Here is a 26331-nt window from a genome sequence, read left to right on the forward strand (position 1 = left end):
AAGGATATGCGAGAGTGAAAGAAATGGTGGAGGGAGAAGGATTCGAACCTTCGAAGGCTGAGCCGTCAGATTTACAGTCTGATCCCTTTGGCCACTCGGGAACCCCTCCACAAACTTTCATTTTAGCTTTACAACTAACTTTTAAAATTGTCTTTCAAAACATCATCAATAACGGACTTGTTTATCAAGACAAAACTAAACATTGGCCATGTTTAGTCTTTGAAAATGATTATCTGCGTTAGAGATAAAGATGGTGGAGGGAGAAGGATTCGAACCTTCGAAGGCTGAGCCGTCAGATTTACAGTCTGATCCCTTTGGCCACTCGGGAACCCCTCCACGAATACCTTTAACGCTTTTGTAAAACTCTACATCATTTTCGAACAACACGATAAAACTTGCAGTGCAAATGGTGGAGGGAGAAGGATTCGAACCTTCGAAGGCTGAGCCGTCAGATTTACAGTCTGATCCCTTTGGCCACTCGGGAACCCCTCCTCAATTGCGGCCGCCATAGTAGTCAGAAACCTTTTCCATGTAAATACCCAATTTAAAAATATTCCTAAAGTTATGTATCAAATGGTCGATTAACTAACAACGAATTGTTTTGACGATGTTTTTTTATGCAAATTGATGTTCCTTTAGTCAACGAAGCCCAAATTGGCACCCGCTTAAACGCGGCGATAGAAAACGACAGACGGGGTGAATTCGCCCTGTTGCTGTCGTTACTGTCGGTTGACGCTCGGGATATGGCACAATTCCAATGGCAAAATGAACTTGATATGGCGCAAAAATTACAACGTCAGTTCGAATTGCCACCGCAGCAAAGTTTAATGGCGGATTTATCGTCTGCTGAGCCTGTGGTTGATAACAGCAGTATTTTTATGTCTCAAGGTCCACGTGCGTTTCAATTACAACAAGCATTGCGACCGGAAGCCTTAGTCATCCGTGGCGGCGAGCCAGTCGCAATGGCAGAAGCGTTAAGTAACTGTGACCATGTCACTCAGCTGAGACAAAGGGGCCAATTAACCGCACCCAAAGTCGAGATCATGCACTTTGCTGATCAATTGGCAATCCAACGTAATCTTGTGCCTTTGCTCGCCTCAGCCTAAGGCAGTCTTCCCGCAAGTGATCTTCAATACCCATCGGGTCAATCTGATCCATTTCTATAAATAAGCGTGAGCTAAAGCCAGTTATCTTGAAGCTTAATTACCTATAATTCGTATTAACCTATCGAGTTAAAATTTACCGAGCATATTTTAGTGATGCCGTTAATCAGTCGCTCTATACATTAAGGAATACAGATGAAAGGCATAATAGAAGCACAGAGCCCGACAGTGAATGACACTTGCACCGATTGCGGCAGCTTTGTCGATATCGGCGCCGTTATTGATGAACACGATACGTTATTGACGTTAAATTTTGTTGGCGATAGCGCTCAAGCGGATGCCGAAAGCATGGCAACACGCGCTCAAACTCGATTTGCTGAAGTGCAAACTGAATTTGTGACTAAGACTGAAGGCGTCGACTTACTGCTGACTTTCAATGTCAGCGCGGAAAAAATGATTTTTCAATTGGAAAACGGCCTGTAATTTTTAGAGCAGCACTTTAGTTTTTAGTTGGTTATGGATATCACGGAAATCGCGCCAATTGCCTAAAAATGCTGCTATTGTTAACCAAATTGTAATAAATTGTGCCACATGTTGCTGTGCTTACAACAGTTAGTGTAATCTGCCTCCAAATAAGAATAATTCAATCAGCTTAATTCTAAATTTCAAGGTAAGTTTGCTAACAGCAAAGACCTTTAGCCCAACACGAAGTTTTGTAGGGAACCAGCGTGAAGCGACGTCAGCATCAGCATTTATTGGAGTCTTTGGTACAGTCAACTGCAAAACAGCAGGGCGATTTCACAAAGACAGCAGAATTAACCACAGAGTTGTTGTGCCAGAATTTAGCGGTTTCTTTGGTATCAGTGTGGACTTTTTCATCTGATCAACAAACCCAATCACTCGTCGCACAATTTGGTTCTATGATGTTGCAAGACATTCATAGACCTAAGTTATTACAAGATTGTCCCCGGTATGTACACGAGCTCAAAACTCTGCGCCATATCGATGCAGGCAATGCCCTGACCGATCCACGTTTAAGTGAATTGGCTGAGTGCTATTTTATCCCGCGGCAAATCAACTCGAGTCTCGACATCGCCATTCGCATCAATGGTCATCTCGAAGGTGTGCTCTGCATCGAGCGGGCACAATTGACTCCCCACTGGCATGACAGTGAAATTCACCTCGCGTGCCAGATGGCTGACCAATTAGCCCTGACCTTAGCGACAAAACACAGCTACGATAAAGAAGAAAGCTTGAGTTTATTTCGCTGTGCCACTGAACAATCGCGACAAATCAGTATGTTAATTAATCTGCATACTGAAAAAGTCGAGTATGTGAATCAGGCGCACAGTGAAATCACCGGCATGCCCCGTGAGCAGATTATCGGCGCGAATATTCGTGAGTTGGCTTTTTTCAAGCAGCATGCCCAATTAGCCGAGCAAACCCTAGCGCAAATCTTTAGGGGCGAAATTGCCAAAGGCGAAGTGCAGTTTAGTCGTGCCGATGGCAGTCATTATTGGCTGACATACGTGCTGAGTCAGTTCATTACCGATCGCGGCAATCATTATGCCTTGGTCTCGTGTGAAGAAAATACCGACGAGCATAACTATAAGTCAGAGCTTGAACGGCTTGCTTGGCGTTGTGGATTAACGGGACTACATAACCGTACTCATTTTAATCGAGTCCTTGAACGTACCACGAAGGGACTGTTGTTATTAGTTGATTTAGTGGGATTTAAGCGTTTTAACGATACCTATGGTCATGAAAATGGCGATAGCTTGTTGATAGAAATTGCCCGCCGTTTGAAACATTTTTCTGAGATTAATAAGGCCACCGAAATTGCCCGCGTCGGCAGCGATGAATTTGCCGTGCTGTTGACCGATGATAATGCGGTTTACGATCTCGATTATTTTAGTACTCGCCTGTATCAACATCTTGCTATGCCTATTTTAATCGGCCGCGAGCAAGTCGAACCAAAGCCTGCTTTAGCTGTGGTTGATATTGCCTCTGTGGCGAGTTTGTTTGCCCCATTAACCTGTGCCGATATTGCAGTGCAGTATGCTAAAAAGAAAAAAGGCACTGCAATCCAAGTATTTAACAGCACGTTATTGAGCGCATTTAAAGAGGATGCGCAGATAGAACGTGATTTACACAGTGCGATCCGTGGCCGTCAGTTTGAGCTTTATTATCAGCCACTGAGGGATCTTGAGCATAATACCTATATTGGCGCCGAAGCCTTAATCCGTTGGCACCACCCTAAAAGAGGCGTGTTATTTCCAGCCTCCTTTATTGATATTGCTGAGCAGTCGGGGATGATTAATTCCATCGGCAGTTGGGTTTTAGAGGCCGCTTGTCGACAGTTGAACCTATGGCAGCATCATAATGCAGATATGACAATGCATGTGAATGTGTCGGCCCGCCAGTTCTTCAGTGGTAATTTATTTGAGCAAGTGTGGCAGTTGTTGACGCGTTATCGTTTGAAACCTAAGACTTTAATCTTAGAGATCACTGAGACTGAATTGATGGGTGATATTCGCCACGCGACCTTGTTATGCCAAGAATTAGCAGAATTAGGCGTAGGGCTCGCGATTGACGATTTTGGGACGGGTTACTGCTCTATGCGTTATTTGAAGCAGTTTCCGATAAGTAAACTTAAGATTGATCGTTCGTTTATTTCAGATCTTACCGTCAGCCGCGAAAGTCGCGAAATTGTGTCAGCCATTATTGCTATGGCGAATGCATTGAATATATCTCTGACGGCAGAAGGGGTTGAAACCCTTGAGCAAGAAGCATTTTTAGCGAAAAGTTTTTGCCATCAGGCACAGGGTTATCTCTATAGCCCTGCATTACGGGAGCCTGAGTTTGCACAATTTATCTTGTCGGCTAAAAGCGCTTCGGTCATAACCCATTAAAGTTACACATAATCCACTAAGTCACAATTATTTCAAATGTGCTGCTCACGATAAAAAAAAAGGCAACCTAGGTTTGTAATCTAGGTTGCCTTTATTATTCATCTCTGTGCTTGTTCAATCAGCACTATAAACCTTCACCGTCATTCTCCAGTGCAGTTTAGCACTGTATACCTATTAAGATTTTAAGCAGCATTGTTTGAATTTTTTGCCACTATGGCAAATACAGAGATCATTTCTACCGGGTAATTTAGCCGTCATTTGCTGGCCTTGGCTGTAATACCAGCGACTTGCTTGGTAGATAAATTCGGATCGCTCATAGATAGCATCAATTTCACCATCGAGCTTATACCAAGCTTTAAAAGTAACAGTGCCATGTCGTTGTTCAGCTATCGCCGCTTGAGCATTGTGGATTGGTGTTTCAGTGCTGCTCTGTACATCTAATCCTAACCAATGTGGGTGAGGACCAGCATTGAGGCTCGTGAGAGTAAGGCCATTTAGATAGTTTGGATGATGTGTTTTTAAAATGTAATCAAAATTTTTCAATACAAATGCGCAGTAGCGTGAGCGCATAAGTTGTTCAGGTGTACGGGCAATCACTTGCCCAGAGTCTACATGCGTATGCAGTGGACCACAGCAATCTTGATAGCTTATCCCACTGCCACAGGGGCAGGCTTGTTTAGTTGTAGTCATATTGGCTAAATCTTTAATTTAATTGTATTTGTTTAAATTTATTAGATTTCTATCTAAATGCGTTAGATGTTAGACAGCCCATTTAAACGTAATCGGCATTAACATTAGGGTAATTTTTTACCCGCAGGTAAAGGCGGAAATTGGCGACCATAATACAAGTTAGGCACTGGTTTCGCATTCAGATAATAGCTAGGTTCTGCGCGGTTATTAGTATCTAAGCTCACTTTCCATTGGGTGGATGAGACTTTTTCTGTACCAATAGCAAATTTGCCCGCAAATTCACTCACAGGTTCGCCGGTTTCTTGTGCTGGGTAAAATCGAACCAAATAATAGCCAGTATCTATGGCACCATTACCGATAATTTTGCGTTTAGTAATGCGGAAATCCACGTCAATAGTGGCTTTTTTGGCGCGGATTTTATCGAAAAACTTTTTGTAAATGGCGACAATATTGTCTCGTCCATAGTAAATTTCTTTACTTTGACTCTCAGATAAGTAGCTAGCGTCATCAGCGTAAATCTCACGGGTCACCTCAGGAGACAATTGATTAAAAGCGCTAATAAACAAAGGGTAATTAGCATTGATCAATTGATCATCAGTGGATTTTGTATGAGTTTTAGCTGGATTGGCTAAGCTTGGCAGTGACAATAAGCACATCAGGACTAGCGGCAAAAATTTCATTACTTTATTCTAATCTGGCAATCATGGCGTCACTATAATGGAGGCGCCCGCTGAACTAAAGCCTTGAATGTTTACAAAGTGTGTTTCTGTACAAGAGTGTGAAGTAAAGGAGCTTGCCATGCTGGATGATGAATCAGCACTGTTTTTTGAGGAAATGGCTGGAGTCGTGCCACTAAAAGGCGATATGCCAGTGGTAAATTTAGCACCGAAAGCGTTGACGGCTGAGCAAATACACAGACGCGATGCTTTACAACGGGAAGCCTTCCTAGCGTGTATGCCACTGGATTTAAAAGCGTTTCCACAGCAAGCGCCAGATGACATTGTGAGCTTTAAGCGTGAGGGGGTACAAGGCGGCGTTTTTAAACGACTCCGAATGGGGCAATACAGCATCAAGATGGAGCTTGATGTGCATGCTTATCGGTTAAACCAAGCTCGTGATGCCGTCCTTAACTATTTACTGGCAGCGCAGGCACATGGTGAACGCTGTGTCATGTTGATCCACGGTAAAGGCTATCAGAGTCAACCCTTTGCGGGATTGCTCAAATCAGCTGTATGCTATTGGTTATCACAACTCGACATGGTGCTTGCCTATCATTCGGCGAAAACCGAGCTGGGCGGTGCTGGGGCACTTTATGTGATGTTAACTAAGTCAGAACAGCTCAAGCTTGAAAACCGTGAAGCCAATCGTAAAGGTATGGGATGGCGTTAGATTAAACAGATAAGGATTGAATAAAAATGCCCAATTTTATTGGGCATTTTGTTTTATGTTATTGGGTGATGATTTTATGAACCCTTACCAACCACACTGGCGGTTTGCGGTGGTATTTTGCTCATCTAACCATGTTTTAAGTGGGGCGAAGTAATCGAGCACAGCTTTTGCATCCATGGTTTCTTTGCCGGTGACTTCTTTCAATGCTTCTGGCCAAGGTTTACTTAAGCCTAACTCGAGCATCTTATTGAGTTTCTCTCCCGCGGCTTGATTGCCATAAATACTGCATCTGTGTACCGGACCTTTATCGCCTGCAGTTTCACACAGCGCTTGATGGAATTGGAATTGCAAAATATGCGCTAGGAAGTAACGGGTGTAGGGTACATTGCCTGGTACATGGTATTTAGCACCCGGATCAAAATCTGCTTCACTACGTTCAGTCGGTGCTTTTACGCCTTGGTATTTTTCCCTCAGATCCCACCAAGCTTGGTTATATTGGGCGGGCGTGATTTCGCCACTAAACACTTTCCAGCGCCACTGATCTATCATCAGGCCAAAGGGCAAGAAAGCAATTTTGTCTAAGGCTTGTTTTAGTAAGAGGCCGATATCCTTAGATGCATCAGGTACTTCTTCTAATAAGCCGATTTGCTTTAAATAGCTTGGCGTGATCGACAGTGCAATCGTGTCACCAATTGCTTCATGGAAACCATCGTTAGCGCTGTTTTTAAACAGGAAGGGTTGTTGCTTATAAGCGCGTTGATAGAAGTTATGCCCAAGTTCGTGGTGGATAACGCTAAAATCTTCGGCAGTTTTTTGGATACACATTTTAATGCGAATATCGTCGAGGTTATCGAGATCCCATGCCGAAGCGTGACAAACCACATCACGGTCCTTTGGTTGTACGAATAGAGAACGCGCCCAAAAACTTTCTGGCAATGGTGCGAACCCTAATGATGTGAAGAAGCCTTCGGCTTGTTTCACCATTTTATGCTCGTCATAGCCTTTCTTTGCGAGTAACTCAGTGACATCGTAACCCGGATCGGCATTGTCAGGGGCGACGAGATCATACACATTACCCCATTGCTGGGCCCACATGTTGCCAAGTAAGTGTGCCGGGATGGGTCCAGTGGTCGGTGCGACGGTATCGCCGTACTCTTTATTCAATTCTCCCCGTACGTAGCAGTGCAAGGACTCATAAAGTGGCTTAACTTGGCCCCAAAGACGGTCGAGTTCCTGTGAAAAGTCATCGGGCTTCATATCGTATTGACTGCGCCATAGTTCCGACAGGTTGGCATAACCGAGATCCTTTGCGCCTTCATTGGCCAGTTCAACTTCGCGTTGAAACAAGGGACGCATGGGTTTAGCTATTTCACGCCAGCCTTTCCACGCTTCCAGTAATTTTACGGGATCACGTGATTCGGCCATTAAGCTCGATAGCTCAGGCTGAGTCATACACTTGCCGTCGGCAAAGCAGTATTTTCCTTTGCCGTACAAGCCATTTAATTCTGAACTAATTTGCGCCAGCTCGGTATTCTTCGCAGGATCGAGCGGCGCGGGTAACACTAACGCACTGCGCAGGATATTGAGCTTGCGGGCATTTACGGGATCGAGTTGGACATTGGCATACTTAGCCGCCTCGGTTGCAAATTTTACCGACGCGGCACTGACCTTTTCGCCGACTGCGGCAGACAGGGCCGCGGTATCATCAGTAATAAAGTTGCTGTAAATCCACTCGGCGCGATTAGATTCAATCGATAATTCGGCCATCTTGGCTTCAGCATCATTAATAAAAGCAATGGCTTGTGCTTTATCTGGGGCGGTATTGATGACAGCTGCTTCTGCTGTATCTGTCTTGTCTGTTTTACTTTGAGCATCATTACAGGCCGTTAATCCCAGCGAGAGTGCCACTGTGAGCGCGATCTTACTGCGACGATTCAATGAAATAACCATGTCTAGTTGTCCTTGTTGTTTTTGTGTTACACAGTTTACCTAAACCACAGGGTTATTGCACAAGGGTTAATTGACTTGTTTTTAACACTTATTCGGACATGTACGACATACCGCTTGTATCACAGACTAGAAAGCGGTGAATTTGTCCAATTTTAGTTTGACATCCGTGGTGCCAATGTTTAATTTAAACGAGTGTTTTAAATTAATTCAAGGTCACGGAATGGCAAGTCGATCCGATACAAAAACTAGAATACTTGATGCCGCAGAAAAACTGTTCGCCGAACGGGGCTTTTCTGAGACCTCCTTGCGACTCATTACCAGCAAAGCTGAGGTGAATTTAGCATCGGTCAATTATCACTTTGGTTCTAAAAAAGAGCTGATCCGTGCAGTGTTAGCCCGCTATTTAGACGTGTTTATGCCTGCCGCTTCAAGCCAAATTCATCGTTTAAATGCCGCTCCAGCACAAGCAACACTCGAAGAGATCCTGTCTTCTTTGGTCGATCCTTTATTGGATTTAAACGCGCTACGTACCGAAGGCACCACGATCTTCCTGCAGCTTTTAGGCCGTGGCTATATCGAAAGCCAAGGGCATTTACGTTGGTTTATTACTACCCATTACGGCCAGCATCTCGATGCTTTTGTTAAAGCCGTTTCGGCCAGTGCACCACATATTCCACCCGCTGAAATGTTTTGGCGCTTACACTTTACCTTAGGCACTATCGTGTTCACTATGGCGTCCGCTGATGCCCTAAATGACATTGCTGCTGCTGAGTTTGGTGAGCATAACGACATCGAAGCCGTGATCCGTAAAGTGATCCCCTACATGGCGGCTGGCGTATCAGTCCCCGTTTCTTCTTAATTAAAAGGTCTTGATAATGTTGACGATTATAATTCTTGCCCTGATAGCCATTGTCGTGTTGTTTGCGGTGAAAAATATCCGGATGCAGTTTATTACCCGCCCAGTTTTTAGTTTTTTCAAGAAGGTCTTGCCGCCACTTTCCGATACCGAGCGTGAAGCGATGGAAGCGGGTGATGTATGGTGGGAAGGGGAGTTATTTCGCGGAAATCCTAACTGGAATACCTTGCATAGCTATGGCAAACCCACGCTAACTGCAGAAGAAAAAGACTTTATTGATAATCAAGTAATGACAGCACTGACGATGATCGATGATTTCGACATAGTGCATAACCGCAAGGATTTACCGCCAGAGCTGTGGGAATACTTTAAGAAAGAAGGTTTCTTCGCACTGATCATTCCGAAGAAATTTGGTGGTAAAGCTTTCTCTGCCTATGCAAACTCGACCATTGTCAGCAAATTAGCCAGCCGTAGCGTCAGTGCCGCTGTGACTGTGATGGTGCCGAACTCTTTAGGCCCTGGTGAGTTGCTAACCCACTATGGTACGAGCGAGCAGAAAGAACGTTGGTTACCTGCTTTAGCTAAAGGCGATGAAATTCCTTGTTTTGCATTAACTGGTCCAGAAGCGGGCAGTGATGCCGGCGCTATCCCCGATGTAGGTATTGTGTGTCGTGATATTTTCAACGGCGAAGAAATGCTTGGGCTTAAACTTACATGGGATAAGCGTTATATCACGCTGGCTCCTGTAGCAACAGTTCTGGGTTTAGCGTTCCAAATGCGCGATCCTGAAGGTCTGCTTGGCGATAAGAAAAACTTAGGCATTACCTGTGCGTTGATCCCAACGGATCATCCTGGTGTGGTTATTGGTCGTCGTCATAATCCGCTGAGTATGGCGTTTATGAACGGTACTACTCAAGGTAAAGAAGTGTTTATTCCGCTCGATTGGATTATCGGTGGCCCTGAGTTTGCTGGTAAAGGCTGGCGTATGCTGGTTGAGTGTTTGTCAGCGGGCCGCGGTATTTCATTGCCAGCATTGGCAACGGCTTCTGGTCACATGGCGACTAAGACGACAACGGCTTACAGCTATGTGCGTCACCAGTTTGGAATGGCAATTGGTCAGTTTGAAGGGGTGCAAGAAGCGCTGGCGCGTATTATTGCCAACACTTATCAGTTAGAAGCCGCACGCCGTTTAACAACCACGGGTATCGATCTTAAAGTCAAACCTTCGGTCGTGACCGCGATAGCTAAGTACCACATGACTGAATTAGGCCGTTCTGTGATGAACGATGCCATGGATATTCAATCGGGTAAGGGCATTCAATTAGGACCTAAAAACTATTTAGGCCACCCTTATATGTCGAATCCAATTTCGATCACTGTGGAAGGCGCGAATATTCTAACCCGCTCATTGATGATTTTTGGTCAAGGTGCGACTCGCTGCCATCCTTACGTACTTGCCGAAATGGAAGCCGCAGCGATGGAAAACCAACATGAAGCCTTAGAGCGTTTTGATGCGCTATTAATGGGTCACATGGGTTATGCCACGCGTAATGCTTTCAGTGCGTTGTTTAGCGCGTTAAGCGGTAGCCGTTTTGGCAGTGCGCCAGTGAGCGGTGAAACTAAGCAGTACTATAAAGATATGTCGCGTATTTCGTCTGCATTAGCCTTAATGACAGATTTATCAATGCTGATCATGGGCGGCGATTTAAAACGCAAAGAAATGCTGTCTGCACGTATGGGTGATGTGCTCAGCCAGTTGTATTTAGGCTCAGCGACCTTGAAGTTATTTGAAGATAATGGCCGTCAACAGGACGATTTGCCTGCGGTACGTTATGTAATGGCCAATCGTTTGCACTTGGCGGCTAAAGCGTTGGAAGACACGATTCGTAACTTCCCGAGCCGTCCTGTGGCCTGGTTACTGCGTGGCTTAATTTTCCCGCTGGGTAATCACTTCACTGCACCGAGCGACAAAATGGCGACCGATTTAGTTAGCGGCATGTTGAAGCCTGGCCCTGCTCGTGAACGTATTACTTTCTTATGCCCTGAATTTGAAGGGGATAAGGGCGGTATTGCTGAAGTTGAGCAAGCATTTATCGCGCAATATGCCTGTAAAGATATCTATAAAAAACTGAAGAAAGCGCAGCGTGCCGGTGATTTGCCTGCAAAAGTGCCGAATATAGTTTTGTTTGCAAAAGCACTCGAGACTGGCGTTATTACTGCCGACGAAGATCAAAAGTTACAGCATGCTGATAAGCTGCGCTTAGCGGCAATTAATGTGAATGATTTCGAAGCGTTATAGTGATTGTTAGTGTTTGATGTTAGCGTTTAATGTTAGTGCAGTTTGGTCTAAGCGGTGTTAAGTTCGATGGCTACGCCGCTTGGATTTAGCTCTGCAATGAGAGACCAATAAATTTTCACCAACAGAAATCTGCACTTACAGATAACAGTCAATATAAAAAAACCACCTTCATGAGGTGGTTTTTTATTGGCTTTTTTCTAACGAGCTTGAGTTGTTAGAAGAAGCTTAAGCTACGATCAACACTTTACAGGTGTTAGTGCCGCCGATGGTTTCCATTGCATCGCCTTTGGTCATTAATACCATATCACCGCTATTCAAATAACCAGCCGCTGTTAATGCTTCTAACGCTTTTTGCGCTAGCTCATCGGCTGGGTGGATAGTTGAATCGAAGTAGATTGGTAACACGCCGCGGTACAAGGCCATTTTGGCTAAGGTTGTTGCGTGACGTGATAAACTCAGGATTGGCAGTGAAGAACTGATACGAGACATCAACTGTGGTGTTGCACCCGATTCAGTCAGAGCGATAATCGCCTTAACGCCTTCAAGGTGGTTAGCCGCATACATAGTTGATAGTGCAATGGTTTCTTCAACTGAAGTGAAACGTACATCTAATCTATGCTTAGACACAATCACACTTGGGTGAGATTCAGCGCCAACACACACGTTTGCCATTGCCTTAACGGTTTCTTCTGGGAAGTCACCGGCAGCAGTTTCAGCAGATAACATCACAGCATCGGTACCATCAAGCACAGCGTTCGCCACGTCCATTACTTCGGCGCGGGTTGGCATTGGGCTTGAAATCATCGATTCCATCATCTGAGTGGCAGTGATGACGACTTTATTCAGTTGGCGTGAACGGGCGATTAACTTCTTTTGTACTGCAACGAGTGCAGCATCACCAATTTCAACACCTAAGTCACCACGGGCAACCATAACAACGTCAGACGCTAAGATAACATCATCCATAGCGGCATCGGTCGCAACCGCTTCAGCACGTTCAACTTTAGCAACGATCAATGCATTACAACCTGCTTGACGAGCAAGATCGCGAGCATAGTCCAAGTCAGCACCACTGCGCGGGAAAGACACGGCTAAATAATCCACTTGGATCATTGCTGCAGTGAGAATGTCAGCCTTGTCTTTTTCGGTCAGCGCAGCAGCAGAAAGTCCGCCGCCTTGTTTGTTAATACCTTTGTTGTTAGATAAAGGGCCTGCCACAGTCACTGTGGTATGCACTTTACGGCCTTCAACACGCTCAACGCGTAATTGAACACGGCCATCATCTAACATCAGGATATCGCCAACAGTCACATCGTCTGGCAATTGCTTGTAATCGATACCCACTTGGGTCTCGTCGCCTTCACCTTTGGCTAACTCGGCATCAAGTACATAGGCTTGACCTAATACGAGTTGTACTTTCTTATTGTCTTTGAAAGTAGAAACGCGGATTTTAGGGCCTTGTAAGTCACCAAGAATGGCCACATGAACGCCTAACTCTTTAGCGATTTCGCGCGCTTGAGTTGCTCGTTTTAAGTGATCTTCTGGGGAACCGTGGGAGAAATTAAGACGTACAACGTTTGCACCTGCCGCGATGATGCGGCGTAGATTATCATCACGATCGGTAGCGGGACCTAGAGTGGTGACGATTTTGGTTCTGCGGAACATAAGGATACTCCGTTAAAGTTAAAAAAAATCTTGGGACTATATTACCATGCAATTCCAAATTTTGTAGTAAAGTTACAATCAAATTGATCTAAAGTTATGTATGAAAATTGTGAGGTATCGCTGATATTTGCACGATAAATGGCTAGGTTAAGGATCAACACTAGCCATTTTTAGAAAAGGAAGTGAGTTACAGTATCGGATCTTTATTGATGCGAGACTCTTTTAACACTTCTTTCACTCGTTTCAAATTATCGCGGAAACGTGGGCCTCTACGTAAGGTAAAACCCGTTGCCAATACATCTATAGTGACTAATTGGGCTAAACGCGAGGCCATAGGTAAATACATGTCAGTATCTTCTGGCACTTCCATTGTCACGGGCAGTGTACATTCCATTGACAAAGGCGAGTTGCGGGCGGTAATACCAATCACAGCTGCACCATTTTCTCTCGCTAAACGCGCTATTTCAATCAATGACTTAGTACGGCCAGTGTGGGAAATCAATACCACCACATCGCCCTCATTACTGTTGATACAGCTCATGCGTTGCATTAGAACATCGTCAAAACAGATGACAGGGACATTAAAGCGGAAGAATTTATTTTGCGCGTCATGGGCAACTGAAGCGGATGCGCCTAGGCCAAAAAAGGAAATAGTCTTAGCTTGAGTGAGAATATCAACGGCTTTATTAATGGCTGAAATGTCTAGGCTTTGACGTGCGGTATCGAGCGAAGCCATTGAAGATTCGAATATTTTTGTCGTGTAAGACTCAGTTGAATCATCTTCTTCAACGTGGCGGCTCACATAAGGTGTACCGTTCGCAAGACTTTGCGCTAGATGTAACTTAAAATCAGGGAAACCTTTAGTATCTAAGCGGCGGCAGAAACGATTCACAGTAGGTTCACTGACATCTGCCATCTTAGCCAGTGTGGCGATGCTAGAATGTATAGCTGTCTGTGGTGATGCTAAGATCACCTCTGCAACTTTGCGTTCTGATTTACTAAAATGGGTGAGGCTTTTTTGAACCTTTTCTAGGGTATTCATACGCGTATGTCCGCTAAATTGAGAATGTAATTTTATTTATTTTTATTTCGTGGGAGCAGATCAAGACTGGCAGCCCACTAATAGACTCTATGTAGTAACTTTTCAGTACAATTTTGAAATAAGACTTTACTACCTTCAGTAATTTAAGCACAAAAAGCATATCAGATTTATGCAGCAAGTGACTAGTTAGCAAGAATGTTAATATTTATAAAAATAGATGCATTTAACAAATTCTGTTGTTATATTACAACAAAAGTGTGGATTTCTTCATCGACATGAAGGGACACGACATACAAAGGAGATCGTAACGCAATGGGCAAAACAACATCAGGCGCCAAAGCTTGTGACTTCGTACTCTTTGGTACTAAAGGCGATTTGGCACGACGCAAGTTGTTACCTTCTTTATACCAGCTAGATAAAGCTGAACTTCTCGATAAAGATACGAAAGTGATCGGTGTCGCGAAAGACGAGTTTACTCAAGATGAGTTTATCGAATTAGTCACGCTTGCATTAAACACCTTCGTGAAAGAGCCTTTGTGCGAAGAGACTCTCCAACGTTTCCTGTCCCGCTGCCACTATATAGGCACTAACTTTACCGATTCAGCGGGCTACAGTGCCTTCCATGATCTGCTCAAACCAGAAGAGCGCGTTATGGTCAGTTACTTTGCTACGCCACCTGCAATATTCGGCGACATTTGCCGTTGTTTGCATGAACAAGATCTTATCCACCCAGATTCACGAGTGGTGCTCGAAAAGCCCATCGGCTCAGATTTAGACTCTTCTCGCGTCATCAATGACCAAGTTTCCGCTTACTTCAAAGAACGTCAGGTTTACCGTATCGACCATTACTTAGGTAAAGAAACCGTACAGAACTTGATTGCCCTGCGTTTTGCGAACTCTTTATTTGCCTCTAAGTGGGACAACCGTACGATTGACCACGTCCAGATCACAGTCGCAGAAGAAGTGGGTATCGAAGGCCGTTGGGGTTACTTCGACAAAGCGGGTCAGATGCGTGACATGATCCAGAACCATTTGCTGCAAGTGTTAACGCTCGTTGCCATGGACCCACCTGTTAACTTAGACGCTGACAGCATCCGTGATGAAAAAGTTAAAGTGCTTAAATCACTGCGTCCGATTAATTCAGACAATGTGTATGAAAATACCGTACGCGGTCAGTACAGCGCAGGCTTCTTAAAGGGCAGCCCAGTCCCGGGTTATTTAGAAGAAGAAGGCGCCAACCTTCAATCACACACAGAAACCTTCGTGGCTATTCGTGTGGATATCGACAACTGGCGTTGGGCGGGCGTGCCTTTCTATTTACGTAGCGGTAAACGTATGCCGTTTAAGAGCTCTGAAATTGTGGTGTATTTCAAAAACCCACCGCATAACTTATATCGCTCAAGCTACCGTAATCTGCCACCGAACAAGCTGACGATCCGTCTGCAGCCCCATGAAGGGGTTGAAATCCAGATGATGAACAAAGTGCCAGGTTTGGAGCAAAAACAACGTCTACAAACCACTAAACTCGATTTGAGCTTCTCTGATACCTTTAAAAATGAACGTATCGCCGATGCCTACGAGCGTCTATTACTCGAAGCTATGCTCGGTAATCAAGCGCTGTTCGTGCGCCGCGACGAAGTCGAGCAGGCATGGACTTGGGTGGATGGCATTATCCAATCGTGGGAACAAAGCAACGAAAAACCAAAACCTTATCCTGCGGGTACTTGGGGTCCAGTTGCGTCAGTTGCTTTGATCACCAAAGATGGCCGTTCGTGGGACGAGTAGGAGACTTTGATGATTAAAGAAACCGTATTCAAATCTTTCGATACGCAAAGTGCGTTAGAACAACAGCTTGCGAATAGAATTGCGAGCCAGTTGCAGGAAGCCGTCGATGCCCGCGGAAAAGCGAGCTTAGTCGTTTCCGGTGGTTCGACGCCGCTTAAGTTATTTCAACTATTGAGCATGAAATCCATCGATTGGAGTGATGTTTATATCACGCTTGCCGATGAGCGCTGGGTTGAAGCCGACGCCGATGCTTCTAATGAGCGTCTCGTGCGTGAACATTTATTACAAAACCGTGCGGCGAATGCCAAATTCCGCGGTTTAAAAAACATGTTTTCGACTGCAGAAGCGGGCGCCGATATGGCCGCCGAGTCCTTGTCTAACTTCCCACGTCCTTTTGATGTGGTGGTGTTAGGCATGGGTAACGATGGTCATACCTGCTCTTGGTTTCCCTGCAGTGCTGAGCTTGAAAATGCGCTCACAACCCAAGCCCTGTGTGTGGCGACGAACCCCACCACAGCGCCCCATGGTAGAATTACGCTCTCTAAGAGTGCGATTCTGAACAGCAGACAAATTTATCTGCACTTGGTCGGGGAACAGAAATTATCCGTATATCGTCAAGCGTTAGAAAGTGATGATGTCCATGCTATGCCTATCAGAGCCGTATTAGCGCAGCGTAAAACGCCCGTTGATGTGTTCTGGAGCGCTTAAGGAGTCACTATGCACTCAGTAGAAATACACTCAGTAGTTCAAGCTGTTACCGACAGAATTATTGCCCGTAGCAAAGCGTCACGTGAAGGTTATCTCGCCGCATTGAATGATGCTCGTAACCATGGTGTACACCGTAGCTCATTGAGCTGTGGCAACTTAGCCCATGGTTTTGCCGCCTGTAATCCAGACGACAAAAATGCATTGCGTCAATTGAATAAGGCGAACATCGGCATAGTGACGGCATTTAACGATATGTTATCTGCGCACCAACCCTATGAAAGCTATCCTGAATTGCTGAAAAAAGCCTGTCAGGAAGTCGGCAGTGTTGCACAAGTGGCAGGCGGTGTTCCGGCCATGTGTGATGGTGTGACTCAAGGTCAACCCGGTATGGAATTGAGCTTACTGAGTCGTGAAGTGATTGCGATGGCAACGGCTGTGGGTTTGTCTCACAACATGTTCGATGGCGCTTTACTGCTCGGCATTTGCGATAAAATCGTTCCAGGTTTACTTATCGGCGCCTTAAGTTTTGGTCACTTACCTATGTTATTCGTGCCGGCAGGGCCGATGAAATCAGGTATCCCGAACAAAGAAAAAGCCCGTATTCGTCAACAATTTGCCCAAGGTAAAGTAGACCGTGCACAGCTATTAGAAGCTGAAGCCCAGTCTTACCACAGTGCAGGAACCTGTACTTTCTACGGCACGGCAAACTCGAATCAGTTGATGCTTGAAGTGATGGGTCTGCAGTTACCTGGCTCATCTTTTGTGAATCCTGATGATCCACTGCGCGAAGCGTTAAATAAGATGGCGGCTAAGCAAGTGTGCCGTTTAACTGAAATGGGCACCCAATATACCCCAATCGGTGAAGTGGTCAGCGAAAAGTCTGTGGTTAACGGCATTGTGGCACTTTTGGCTACTGGCGGTTCTACTAACTTGACGATGCACATTGTCGCCGCGGCTCGTGCTGCCGGTATTATTGTGAACTGGGATGATTTTTCTGAATTATCCGATGCTGTACCATTAGTGGCGCGCGTGTATCCAAACGGTCATGCCGATATTAATCATTTCCATGCAGCCGGTGGCATGGCGTACTTAATCAAAGAATTGCTCGATGCGGGTCTATTGCATGAAGATGTGAATACCGTTGCGGGTTTTGGTTTACGCCGTTATACCCAAGAGCCAAGGCTGCTCGACGGTGAACTGCGCTGGGTCGATGGTCCAACGACTAGCTTAGATACTGAAGTGTTAACGTCAGTCGCATCACCTTTCCAAGGCAACGGTGGCTTAAAATTACTCAAAGGTAACTTAGGCCGCGCTGTGATCAAAGTGTCAGCAGTACAAGAACAACATCGTGTCGTTGAAGCGCCCGCAGTGGTGATTGACGATCAAAACAAACTCGATGCCTTGTTCCAAGCTGGTGCTCTGGATAGAGATTGTGTTGTGGTGGTTAAAGGTCAAGGCCCGAAAGCCAACGGTATGCCAGAACTGCACAAGTTAACCCCACTATTGGGAACGCTTCAGGACAAAGGCTTTAAAGTCGCGCTGCTGACCGACGGTCGTATGTCTGGCGCGTCGGGTAAAGTCCCTGCGGCCATTCACTTGACGCCAGAAGCCTTAGATGGCGGTTTAATTGCCAAAGTCCAAGATGGCGACTTGATCCGTGTCGATGCGTTAACAGGCGAACTGAGCCTGCTTGTATCTGAAGCTGAACTTGCCACCAGAGCAGCGGGAATAGTGGATTTACATCGCTCACGTTATGGCATGGGCCGCGAGTTATTTAGTGCGCTACGTTCAAATCTAAGTAGTCCAGAAACTGGTGCGCGTTGTACTAATGCCATCGATGAACTTTATTAATACAAAGGAAGAATAACGCAATGCTTGAGAATAACTGGTCACTACAGCCACAAGATATTTTTAAACGCAGCCCTATTGTTCCTGTTATGGTGATTAACAAGATTGAACATGCGGTGCCATTAGCGCGAGCACTGGTTGCCGGCGGCATTAGCGTGTTAGAAGTGACTTTGCGTACGCCTTGTGCACTCGAAGCTATCACTAAAATCGCCAAAGAAGTGCCTGAGGCCTTAGTCGGCGCAGGGACTATCTTAAACGAAGCTCAGCTTGATCTTGCGATTGCCGCGGGTGCGCAGTTTATTATTACCCCAGGCGCGACGGTTGAACTGCTCAAAGCGGGTATGCATGGTCCAATCCCTTTAATTCCAGGGGTTGCGAGCATTTCAGAAGTGATGACGGGGATGGCGCTCGGTTACACCCACTTTAAATTCTTCCCAGCTGAAGCTTCGGGTGGTGTTGATGCTCTTAAAGCCTTCTCGGGTCCGCTAGCGGATATTCGCTTCTGCCCAACAGGTGGCATTACGCCAAGTAGCTATAAAGATTATTTAGCGCTGAAAAACGTCGATTGTATTGGTGGTAGTTGGATTGCGCCAACGGATGCAATGGAACACGGCGATTGGGATCGTATCACTCAACTTTGTAAAGATGCCATTGGCGCTTTATAAATCGAGTTTGAAATAGTGACAAAATAAAAACCACCGCGAGGTGGTTTTTTGTCTTTTATTTTTCGCATTTTGATAAAGAACGGCTGCGATAGCTGACTCTGTAGAAAGTCTGGTTTTTACAGTAACTCGCACATTTACAAACGGTCTGGATTTATAGCAAGTCGGGCTACGTAATGTCAGCTTGGCTACATTTCCTTACTCAATTCGACATTTGAGCCGGCTTTGGGGCTAAATAACTGTTGATACAGTCGCCCCGCAAACTCATCTGTCATCCCTGAAATATAGTCCGCCAACACTCTGTGACTGTTTAAGCCTTGGTGCTCACTTTCGCGCCAGCGCTCTTGGGTGTTCAGTGGCAGTAAACGCTCGGGATCGGAAGCGAAGGCTTCGAATAATCCCATCACAATCTGCTGGCCCTTATATTCGAGCATTTGGATCTCGGGTTTACGAATAACGTATTTATAAACCAGTTGCTTAAGTACATTGAGCGCAATGGCAAACTCCGGCTCTAACGTCGCATTAAAGCGCAATAATGGCTCTTCGAACACGTCATCTTCTGAGATAACAATAGCGGTGACAAAGCCATTAACGAGTGTGCCTATGGCATCTTTACGCAGGTGATGCTCATGTGAAAACAGCTTGTTGCCAATATCTGCCAGCTCTTGTTTTATCCACGCATCACTGCTGCTGGTCAGTGTCGGCGCCACATCTTGATGCCACTGGGACGCTGTGACTATGCCCATCACAATCGCATCTTCGAGATCGTGCACCGCATAGGCGATGTCATCTGCCAGTTCCATAATCGAGCAATCGAAGGATTTAAACTGGGTTCGCAGATGTGGATAGTGGTGCAGGGCGGGGTGTGAACCTTGCTGTGTCGAGGTAAAACGACGGCTATCCGCCTCAGACAAAGGCTCAAGCACCCAAGCGAAGATGTCGTTATCATCGTCGAAAATGCCCTTAACCGGCGGCCATTGTGACGGCTTGAGCTGTCTATGGTTGGTGATTTCATTATGTTCACCCGCGACAAACAGCTTCGAGTGCGGCGCGGGGTATTTTAAAATCCCGAGCATAGTTCGGCGGCATAAGTTCATCCCGAAATCTAAGGTATAGGGCTCAAGTTTCGATAAAATACGAAAAGTTTGGCCATTGCCTTCAAAGCCGCCGTGGTCGCGCATCATGTAATTTAATGCGACTTCACCGCCATGGCCGAAGGGAGGATGACCAATATCGTGGGCTAAACATAAGGACTCTAATAAGCTCATAGAGCAAAGCAACTGCTTATGTTGTGGATATTTGCGTCTGAGCTGCGCGGCTATGCCAGTGCCAATTTGCGAGACTTCGAGTGAGTGGGTTAATCGGGTGCGATAGAAGTCATTCATGCCAACACCGAGCACTTGGGTCTTGGCCTGGAGGCGGCGAAAGGCGGCCGAGTGGAGAATACGCGCCCTGTCTCTTTGGTAAGGGCTGCGGTGATCAAAGCGCCGTTGTTTATCTTCACCATGACGGCGTTCTTGCCAAACACTTGAAGTCATATGCATTCCTAGCGAGAGTGGAAAATCAAAGCATCTTGTTAATTTCGTCTAAATTCAAAGTGAAACTGGGTACAAAGCAGCTCATAAAATACTGTACTGCGGGATCTGGATTTGTCGCCAGCATGTCTTCGAGACGCTTACGGGCAGTATTGAATTCACTGTTGCCAGCGCGGTTTTCCTCAAGGCATTTAAGATAAGCACACAGAGTATCAGCCGATTTCACTATGGTCTTGTAAACGGGATCGGCGTAATCGCTGATGAACAGACTGCGATAATCTTCTTTAAATTCCTCAGGTACCATATCTAACATGCGCTGCTCGGCAATCGCCTCAATCTTTTTATACTCGGCTTCAATTTCTTTATTGAAGTATTTTACCGGCGTCGGTAAGTCACCCGTGAGAATTTCACTGGCATCGTGAAAAATCGCCAGACTCGTGGCTTGATGGGGATCGAGCGTCGTGCCGAATTTCTTATTACTGATAATCACCAGTGCATGGGCCACCATGGCGACTTGCAGCGAGTGTTCTTGAACATTTTCAGTGCGAACGTTGTACATCAAAGGCCAGCGTTGGATAAGTTTCATGCGAGCTAAATGCGCAAATAAATGACTCATAGTTTTCCTGCTAAAGAGTGAAATCGGAAGGCGACAAGCTGCAATGGAAGACATGAAACGAGTGAATAGGCAGTATTGACGCTAGTGAAGTCTTAGATTATCACAGCCTTGGATGACACGTGAGCATGAGCGTAGAGGATTTAAAGAAATAGCTAAAAATAAAGCGACCACTAGGATCGCTTTATGTCTCAAACCGTTAAAGGGATATTTTACTGTCGATAGTTTTCGAGGAAGGCCCCAAACTCGGTAAATGCTTTCTTCAGATCTTCTTTATAGGGCAAGAAAACCACTCGTAAATGGTCAGGCTCAGGCCAGTTAAAGGCCGTGCCGTGCACTAACAGAATTTTCTTTTCTCTGAGTAAATCCAGCACTAAACGCTCATCATCCCTTAGGTTGAATTTCTTCATATCCAGTTTAGGGAAGGCATAGAGTGCGCCCTTTGGTTTTTTAACGCTCACACCTGGAATTTGGTTAAGTAATTCATAACAGGCATCCCTTTGAACTGTGAGGCGGCCATTAGGCAAAATAAGCTCGTTAATACTCTGATAACCGCCGAGCGCAGTTTGAATCGCATGTTGATTGGGCACGTTTGCACAGAGGCGCATCGAGGACAGCATCTCTAAGCCTTCGATGTAACTTTTAGCAGCCTTAAGATTGCCAGATAACATCATCCAACCAACACGAAATCCTGCTGCACGATAAGCCTTTGATAAACCGTTAAAAGTAACAGTTAAAATATCATCTGATAGACCCGCAGCAGGAATATGCTTGGCTTCGTCGTATAAAATTTTATCGTAAATTTCATCGGCAAAAAGGATCAGATCATGTTGACGACACAGTTCAACCACTTGCAGCAGTAATTCTCTGCTGTATACCGCTCCGGTTGGGTTGTTCGGGTTAATCAGCACTATGCCGCGAGTACGTGATGAAATTTTACTTTTAATGTCATTGAGATCGGGGAACCAGTCCGCTTCTTCATCGCAGCGATAATGCACAGCCTTGCCGCCCGCGAGATTCGCCGCTGCTGTCCACAGGGGATAGTCTGGTGAGGGGATTAAGATCTCATCATCGGTATTTAGCAGGCCTTGCATTGCCATCATAATGAGTTCTGAAACGCCGTTACCTATATAGATATCTTCGATATCGACACCAAAAATCCCTTGGGCTTGGTAATGCTGCACTATGGCCTTACGGGCAGAGAATAATCCTTTTGACTCGCAGTAGCCTTGGGCACTGGGTAAATTGAGGATCACATCGCGCACAATTTCTTCAGGCGCTTCGAAACCGAAGGGGGCCGGATTACCAATGTTGAGTTTGAGGATTCGATGCCCCTCGTCTTCTAAACGTCTGGCTTCCTTGTGCACTGGGCCGCGGATGTCATAGCAAACGGTATCCAGCTTGTTGGATTTGATGATAGGGCGCATTTACACCTCGGAACATGCATAAAGTTTTGGCTTAAGTTAGCGCACCATAACGAAATTTCATTGCAGATGAAAGGGGGGATAAGCACAGAATTGCGCTTTTTTTATAAATATCCCTCAGTTAAATATGCTTTAACAGTCGATTAAAGAAATCTGCACAAGTTTTATATTCTGATATTGGTATGATTTTGAGATTGTTTATCTATTGGGTTGGTAGGGAATCTTGTTTATGTTTTTTCATTTCGACAGATGAAAATGCGTTTTCATTAGCTGACCAATATTTAATTTCTCTATATTAGCCATATTAATCGTGACAGAAGAAAATGTATTTTAGCTGATACTTAATGGTTGATTTTTAATCATAGATTTTTGATAAGATAAACTTATGCAAGCGGCATTTTATCTTGTGATAATTAGGCATATTTATTGAATGCTTATTAAGCTAAGAAGATCATAAATGTTTAAGTTACAATGGCGTTAAAAGTCTTTTAGATTATGCGGTTATGTAAAATTGTCTCACGGGAATTAAATTTATTTTCTATCAAGTTAAATTTATAGTTGACTCAATATTCGATGCGCTTTATTTTCTGCGCGATGTTTTTGGCAAGGCACCTTAGATAGCAAGCAATTCGCGGGTTTTATCTTCAGGGTTAGTCATCATGAAGCAGCTGTGTTGACGTTCTGAATCGTGTTGATTTCAGGCGTTATTCTAAAACCATTTGCCTTTTAGGCGATTTATTTAGAGGACCTAAGTGCATGTCTGAACCGACAGCGTTAAGTCTCATTCCACCTTTGGTGGTATTGGTGTTAGCTATTTGGTTACGCCGTCCTATTTTATCTTTGATCATAGGTGCGGTAACCGGTTTCCTGTTACTCGATCCCAGTCAAGTCTTAAACAATTTTGCTAGTGTGTCATTGAAGGTTATGGCCGATGAAACCATAGGTTGGTTGATTCTGGTGTGTGGTGGTTTTGGTGCGCTCATCGCACTTTTAGTACGAACTGGCGGCGCATTAGCGTTTGGCCGCAATGCACTTAAATTGGCGAAAGGACCTAAATCTTCCCTATTAATGACTTTTATCCTTGGGATCGTGATTTTTATCGATGACTATCTCAATGCGTTGACCGTGGGTGAAACCATGAAGCGTGTAACGGATAAATTTAAAGTGTCCCGTGAAATGCTCGCCTATGTCGTGGACTCCACCGCCGCGCCCGTGTGCGTGTTAGTGCCATTATCAACTTGGGCGGTATTTTTTGGTGGATTACTGGTGGATAACGGTGTGGCAGCCGAAGGTCAAGGCATTGCAGTTTATATGCAAGCCATTCCTTACATGCTTTATGCTTGGTTAGCTGTGGCTATGGTGCTACTTGTCGCATTAGGTATTGTGCCCGCTATTGGTCCAATGAAGGCTGCGCAGCTGCGCGCTGCCCAAGGTGAACCCGCTGAAGCGCAAGTGGATTTCGACCAAGTGCAAACTTCGGATGAATATGCGGTTAAAGCCATAGAAGAGGAATTTAAGCACGCCGATAATCAGGGCAAACTGCATAACTTTTTAGTGCCTATTGGTTTGTTAGTTGCCTTTACCGTGTACTTTGATATCGACGTGTGGAAAGGCTTGCTGGCGACCTTAGTTATCACGATTCCTTATTATGCAGTGCAGCGTTTGATGCCATTTTCAGAGATGATGGACCAAATGATCGATGGCTTTAAAAGCATGCTACCGGCCATTAGCACTGTAATTGCGGCGTTTGTGTTTAAGGATGTGTGCGATCAGTTATTACTGCCGCAGTATGTCATTGAATCATTAAGCCCATTTATGACACCTAAATTGCTGCCTGCGGTAGTGTTCTTATCTATGGCTATACTCGCATTTGCCACAGGTTCGAGCTGGGGTATATTTGCCGTGACGATTCCTATCGTGATGCCATTAGCGCAAGCGGTTGGGGCGGACATCCCATTAGTCATTGGGGCCTTATTGTCCGCATCATCATTTGGTAGCCAAGCGTGCTTTTACTCAGATTCAACCGTATTGGCCGCCCAAGGCTCAGGTTGTAACTTAGTGAGCCATGCTGTGACTCAGTTACCTTATGCACTTATCGCAGCGGTAATAGCATTTATCGGCTTTATTGTGATTGCATAACTTCTGTCACGATTAATATAAGAAACCAGCTACGGCTGGTTTTTTTATGTCTGCCGTCATTGGGTTAGGCGGCTAGAGTGAGTAAAAGGTGAGTAAAGAGTGATGAGGCTTGAACTAGGATAAACAGGATTACACTGTTAAATGAAGATTTTCAACTGATGTCAAATTATATTTTACGAAATTGTCATTTATATTTTACATATTTCATCGTCGCCATGTAGCTTTTCAAATCAAAGCCTGATTATACTTTGCATCCTTCAGGGCATTATTTTCAACATTAGTGGCAAACGAATCAAATGGACTCAACTCTTCTTACTGCGTTTTTCGAGCACGGCATAATACGTGATGTCGAGTGTTTATTCCCTGATATTTCAGGCTATCCAAGGGGAAAGCTTATGCCAGCCCGAAGTTTTGCTCAGGGTGCTGAATTACGTATTGCCCAAGCTATTTCGATGCAAGCGATTACCGGTGAGTATTCCTACGATCCTGTTTTCCCTGATGCTGATCCTGATCTTTTACTCGTCCCCGATTACAGCACCCTCAAGATGATCCCATGGAGCACAGTGCCGCGCGCATTTGCCATCCATGACTGCGTATTACTGGATGGTAATTTATGTCCATTTGCGCCGCGCTCTATGTTAAAAAATGTGCTGGCTCGTTACCAAGCCTTGGGGTTAACCCCTGTGGTGGCACCCGAGATTGAATTTTATCTTACGGAGGCGAATACCGATCCGAGTGTTCCGTATCAGGCGCCCATTTCAAAAAGTGGCCGAGTTGAAAATGGTCAATCCGCGTTTAGCATGAATATGCTCAATGAACTCGCACCATTTTGGGATGAGTTTAATGCCGCCATCGATGCGATTGGGATTAAAGGTGATACTTGGATCCATGAAATGGGGCTATCACAATATGAAATTAACTTAGTGCATGGTGATCCGTTGGCTCTTGCAGATCAAGCCTTTATGTTCAAATATGCCGCGAAAGAAATCGCCATAAAACATGGTTTGAATGCGATTTTTATGGCAAAACCCATAGCGGGTCAACCCGGCAGTTCTATGCATTTACATCAAAGTGTCGTCGATGAGAAAGGTCATAATATTTTCAGCCATGCAGATGGTAGCGACACTGACCGTTTTCACCACTACATCGGCGGATTACAAAAGTATCTACCTGATTTAATGTTGTTATTCGCACCCAATATCAATTCATTTAGACGTTACATTTCCGGCAGTCAAGCGCCGATTAATTTAAGTTGGGGCGTTGATAATCGCACCACTGGCTTACGTGTGCCATTGAGTGCTCCGGTGGCGAGACGGGTAGAGAATCGCATTGCGGGCGCCGATGCTAATCCGTACCTGATGATTGCCGCATCTTTGGCAGCGGGCCTTGCCGGAATAGAAGAAAAATTATCGCCAAGTGCACCAGAAACCGGGAGCGCCTACGATAGCAGCCATGACCTAGCGCAGACATTTTTAGCTGCGTTAACGCAAATGCGCCAAAGTGATTCGGCACGACGCTTACTCGGGGACGATTTTGTCACTGGCTTTGTATCGGTGAAGGAAATTGAATTCCAAAGTTATTTGAGTGAGATAGGGGCTTGGGAGCGACGTTTCTTAGGGCCGCAATGCTAACGCTTTTATGAATAAGGGAATTATTACTTATAAAAGTTTTACCCCTTCAATGACTTAAGAGTCTTAAAAATGTTCAACTA

General features: G+C 45.2%; 20 protein-coding genes and 3 tRNA genes. 12 read left to right on the forward strand and 11 right to left on the reverse strand.

Annotated features, from left to right (window positions below; all coding sequences use genetic code 11):
* Positions 1-24: 24 nt before the first annotated feature.
* The 3 genes from L5L77_RS08380 to L5L77_RS08390 all read right to left on the reverse strand — a co-directional run bounded on the left by L5L77_RS08380 (position 25) and on the right by L5L77_RS08390 (position 492).
* Positions 25-109 (reverse strand) — tRNA-Tyr (locus tag L5L77_RS08380).
* A gap of 142 nt (positions 110-251) precedes the next feature.
* Positions 252-336, reverse strand: a tRNA-Tyr gene (locus tag L5L77_RS08385).
* Positions 337-407: 71 nt separating this feature from the next.
* Positions 408-492 (reverse strand) — tRNA-Tyr (locus L5L77_RS08390).
* A 125-nt stretch (positions 493-617) separates the two neighbouring features.
* Here L5L77_RS08390 and L5L77_RS08395 point away from each other — a divergent pair.
* From L5L77_RS08395 to L5L77_RS08405, 3 genes are all read left to right on the forward strand, one after another.
* Positions 618-1106, forward strand: a complete 489-nt coding sequence (locus tag L5L77_RS08395) for a VC2046/SO_2500 family protein (protein ID WP_173496689.1) — start codon at positions 618-620, stop codon at positions 1104-1106.
* A gap of 192 nt (positions 1107-1298) precedes the next feature.
* Positions 1299-1586, forward strand: coding sequence for a DUF406 family protein (locus L5L77_RS08400; RefSeq protein WP_113939682.1), 288 nt, complete (start codon positions 1299-1301; stop codon positions 1584-1586).
* A 245-nt stretch (positions 1587-1831) separates the two neighbouring features.
* Entirely contained in the window at positions 1832-4015 is a 2184-nt protein-coding gene (locus L5L77_RS08405) for a putative bifunctional diguanylate cyclase/phosphodiesterase (RefSeq protein WP_263222557.1), read from the forward strand.
* 174 nt (positions 4016-4189) lie between these two features.
* On the opposite strand, the gene L5L77_RS08410 is transcribed toward L5L77_RS08405, so the two are convergent.
* Both L5L77_RS08410 and L5L77_RS08415 read right to left on the reverse strand, forming a co-directional pair.
* Positions 4190-4705, reverse strand: coding sequence for a YchJ family protein (locus L5L77_RS08410; protein WP_263222559.1), 516 nt, complete (start codon positions 4703-4705; stop codon positions 4190-4192).
* Positions 4706-4809: 104 nt separating this feature from the next.
* Positions 4810-5385, reverse strand: coding sequence for a DUF4440 domain-containing protein (locus tag L5L77_RS08415; RefSeq protein ID WP_028760004.1), 576 nt, complete (start codon positions 5383-5385; stop codon positions 4810-4812).
* A gap of 118 nt (positions 5386-5503) precedes the next feature.
* On the opposite strand from L5L77_RS08415, the gene smrA reads away from it, so the two are divergent.
* The gene (gene smrA, locus L5L77_RS08420) at positions 5504-6094 is read left to right on the forward strand and encodes a DNA endonuclease SmrA (RefSeq protein ID WP_263166253.1); all 591 of its coding nucleotides are present in this window, start codon (positions 5504-5506) and stop codon (positions 6092-6094) included.
* 84 nt (positions 6095-6178) lie between these two features.
* On the opposite strand, the gene L5L77_RS08425 is transcribed toward smrA, so the two are convergent.
* Entirely contained in the window at positions 6179-8044 is a 1866-nt protein-coding gene (locus tag L5L77_RS08425) for a M2 family metallopeptidase (RefSeq protein WP_263212433.1), read from the reverse strand.
* A 220-nt stretch (positions 8045-8264) separates the two neighbouring features.
* On the opposite strand from L5L77_RS08425, the gene L5L77_RS08430 reads away from it, so the two are divergent.
* Positions 8265-8903, forward strand: coding sequence for a TetR/AcrR family transcriptional regulator (locus tag L5L77_RS08430; protein WP_028760001.1), 639 nt, complete (start codon positions 8265-8267; stop codon positions 8901-8903).
* Positions 8904-8919: 16 nt separating this feature from the next.
* Entirely contained in the window at positions 8920-11199 is a 2280-nt protein-coding gene (locus L5L77_RS08435; protein WP_263222560.1) for an acyl-CoA dehydrogenase, read from the forward strand.
* 225 nt (positions 11200-11424) lie between these two features.
* On the opposite strand, the gene pyk is transcribed toward L5L77_RS08435, so the two are convergent.
* Both pyk and L5L77_RS08445 read right to left on the reverse strand, forming a co-directional pair.
* Positions 11425-12864, reverse strand: coding sequence for a pyruvate kinase (pyk, locus tag L5L77_RS08440; protein WP_263222562.1), 1440 nt, complete (start codon positions 12862-12864; stop codon positions 11425-11427).
* A 187-nt stretch (positions 12865-13051) separates the two neighbouring features.
* Positions 13052-13906, reverse strand: a complete 855-nt coding sequence (locus tag L5L77_RS08445; protein ID WP_006081563.1) for a MurR/RpiR family transcriptional regulator — start codon at positions 13904-13906, stop codon at positions 13052-13054.
* Between the two features lie 312 nt (positions 13907-14218).
* Here L5L77_RS08445 and zwf point away from each other — a divergent pair, with 312 nt between their 5' ends.
* Genes zwf through L5L77_RS08465 form a run of 4 tightly spaced genes read left to right on the forward strand, consistent with a single transcriptional unit; the run spans position 14219 to position 18912 of the window.
* A complete protein-coding gene (gene zwf / locus L5L77_RS08450) occupies positions 14219-15691 on the forward strand; it encodes a glucose-6-phosphate dehydrogenase (RefSeq protein WP_028759998.1) in 1473 nt (490 codons plus the stop codon).
* 9 nt (positions 15692-15700) lie between these two features.
* Positions 15701-16399 carry a 6-phosphogluconolactonase gene (gene pgl, locus L5L77_RS08455; RefSeq protein WP_263222564.1) on the forward strand — a complete coding sequence of 233 codons (699 nt, stop codon included), beginning with the start codon at positions 15701-15703 and terminating at the stop codon, positions 16397-16399.
* Between the two features lie 24 nt (positions 16400-16423).
* On the forward strand, positions 16424-18250 hold the full coding sequence (edd, locus tag L5L77_RS08460) for a phosphogluconate dehydratase (protein WP_028759996.1): 1827 nt from the start codon (positions 16424-16426) through the stop codon (positions 18248-18250).
* A gap of 20 nt (positions 18251-18270) precedes the next feature.
* A complete protein-coding gene (locus tag L5L77_RS08465) occupies positions 18271-18912 on the forward strand; it encodes a bifunctional 4-hydroxy-2-oxoglutarate aldolase/2-dehydro-3-deoxy-phosphogluconate aldolase (RefSeq protein WP_028759995.1) in 642 nt (213 codons plus the stop codon).
* 185 nt (positions 18913-19097) lie between these two features.
* Here L5L77_RS08465 and L5L77_RS08470 read toward each other — a convergent pair whose 3' ends face one another.
* From L5L77_RS08470 to L5L77_RS08480, 3 genes are all read right to left on the reverse strand, one after another.
* A complete protein-coding gene (locus L5L77_RS08470; protein ID WP_263185593.1) occupies positions 19098-20447 on the reverse strand; it encodes an anti-phage deoxyguanosine triphosphatase in 1350 nt (449 codons plus the stop codon).
* A gap of 25 nt (positions 20448-20472) precedes the next feature.
* Positions 20473-21060 carry a 5'-deoxynucleotidase gene (yfbR, locus tag L5L77_RS08475; protein ID WP_006087181.1) on the reverse strand — a complete coding sequence of 196 codons (588 nt, stop codon included), beginning with the start codon at positions 21058-21060 and terminating at the stop codon, positions 20473-20475.
* 209 nt (positions 21061-21269) lie between these two features.
* Positions 21270-22484 (reverse strand): pyridoxal phosphate-dependent aminotransferase, encoded by a 1215-nt coding sequence (locus L5L77_RS08480; protein ID WP_105252462.1) that lies wholly within the window; start codon positions 22482-22484, stop codon positions 21270-21272.
* Between the two features lie 753 nt (positions 22485-23237).
* Here L5L77_RS08480 and L5L77_RS08485 point away from each other — a divergent pair.
* Both L5L77_RS08485 and L5L77_RS08490 read left to right on the forward strand, forming a co-directional pair.
* Complete coding sequence (locus L5L77_RS08485; RefSeq protein WP_028759992.1) at positions 23238-24620, forward strand: Na+/H+ antiporter NhaC family protein; 1383 nt, start codon at positions 23238-23240, stop codon at positions 24618-24620.
* A gap of 296 nt (positions 24621-24916) precedes the next feature.
* Positions 24917-26251, forward strand: a complete 1335-nt coding sequence (locus L5L77_RS08490; protein WP_317629706.1) for a glutamine synthetase family protein — start codon at positions 24917-24919, stop codon at positions 26249-26251.
* Positions 26252-26331: the final 80 nt, after the last annotated feature.

The sequence above is a fragment of the Shewanella sp. SM29 genome (assembly GCF_025654245.1).
Classification (GTDB): Bacteria; Pseudomonadota; Gammaproteobacteria; order Enterobacterales; family Shewanellaceae; genus Shewanella; species Shewanella oncorhynchi.

Excerpts from the sequence above, each read along its gene's own strand:
- L5L77_RS08395 (WP_173496689.1), top strand. The coding sequence starts at position 618 with ATGCAAATTGATGTTCCTTTAGTCAACGAAGCCCAAATTGGCACCCGC.
- L5L77_RS08400 (WP_113939682.1), top strand. The coding sequence starts at position 1,299 with ATGAAAGGCATAATAGAAGCACAGAGCCCGACAGTGAATGACACTTGC.
- L5L77_RS08410 (WP_263222559.1), bottom strand. The coding sequence starts at position 4,705 with ATGACTACAACTAAACAAGCCTGCCCCTGTGGCAGTGGGATAAGCTAT.
- L5L77_RS08415 (WP_028760004.1), bottom strand. The coding sequence starts at position 5,385 with ATGAAATTTTTGCCGCTAGTCCTGATGTGCTTATTGTCACTGCCAAGC.
- smrA (WP_263166253.1), top strand. The coding sequence starts at position 5,504 with ATGCTGGATGATGAATCAGCACTGTTTTTTGAGGAAATGGCTGGAGTC.
- L5L77_RS08425 (WP_263212433.1), bottom strand. The coding sequence starts at position 8,044 with ATGGTTATTTCATTGAATCGTCGCAGTAAGATCGCGCTCACAGTGGCA.
- L5L77_RS08430 (WP_028760001.1), top strand. The coding sequence starts at position 8,265 with ATGGCAAGTCGATCCGATACAAAAACTAGAATACTTGATGCCGCAGAA.
- L5L77_RS08435 (WP_263222560.1), top strand. The coding sequence starts at position 8,920 with ATGTTGACGATTATAATTCTTGCCCTGATAGCCATTGTCGTGTTGTTT.
- pyk (WP_263222562.1), bottom strand. The coding sequence starts at position 12,864 with ATGTTCCGCAGAACCAAAATCGTCACCACTCTAGGTCCCGCTACCGAT.
- L5L77_RS08445 (WP_006081563.1), bottom strand. The coding sequence starts at position 13,906 with ATGAATACCCTAGAAAAGGTTCAAAAAAGCCTCACCCATTTTAGTAAA.
- zwf (WP_028759998.1), top strand. The coding sequence starts at position 14,219 with ATGGGCAAAACAACATCAGGCGCCAAAGCTTGTGACTTCGTACTCTTT.
- pgl (WP_263222564.1), top strand. The coding sequence starts at position 15,701 with ATGATTAAAGAAACCGTATTCAAATCTTTCGATACGCAAAGTGCGTTA.
- L5L77_RS08465 (WP_028759995.1), top strand. The coding sequence starts at position 18,271 with ATGCTTGAGAATAACTGGTCACTACAGCCACAAGATATTTTTAAACGC.
- L5L77_RS08470 (WP_263185593.1), bottom strand. The coding sequence starts at position 20,447 with ATGACTTCAAGTGTTTGGCAAGAACGCCGTCATGGTGAAGATAAACAA.
- yfbR (WP_006087181.1), bottom strand. The coding sequence starts at position 21,060 with ATGAGTCATTTATTTGCGCATTTAGCTCGCATGAAACTTATCCAACGC.
- L5L77_RS08480 (WP_105252462.1), bottom strand. The coding sequence starts at position 22,484 with ATGCGCCCTATCATCAAATCCAACAAGCTGGATACCGTTTGCTATGAC.
- L5L77_RS08485 (WP_028759992.1), top strand. The coding sequence starts at position 23,238 with ATGTCTGAACCGACAGCGTTAAGTCTCATTCCACCTTTGGTGGTATTG.
- L5L77_RS08490 (WP_317629706.1), top strand. The coding sequence starts at position 24,917 with ATGGACTCAACTCTTCTTACTGCGTTTTTCGAGCACGGCATAATACGT.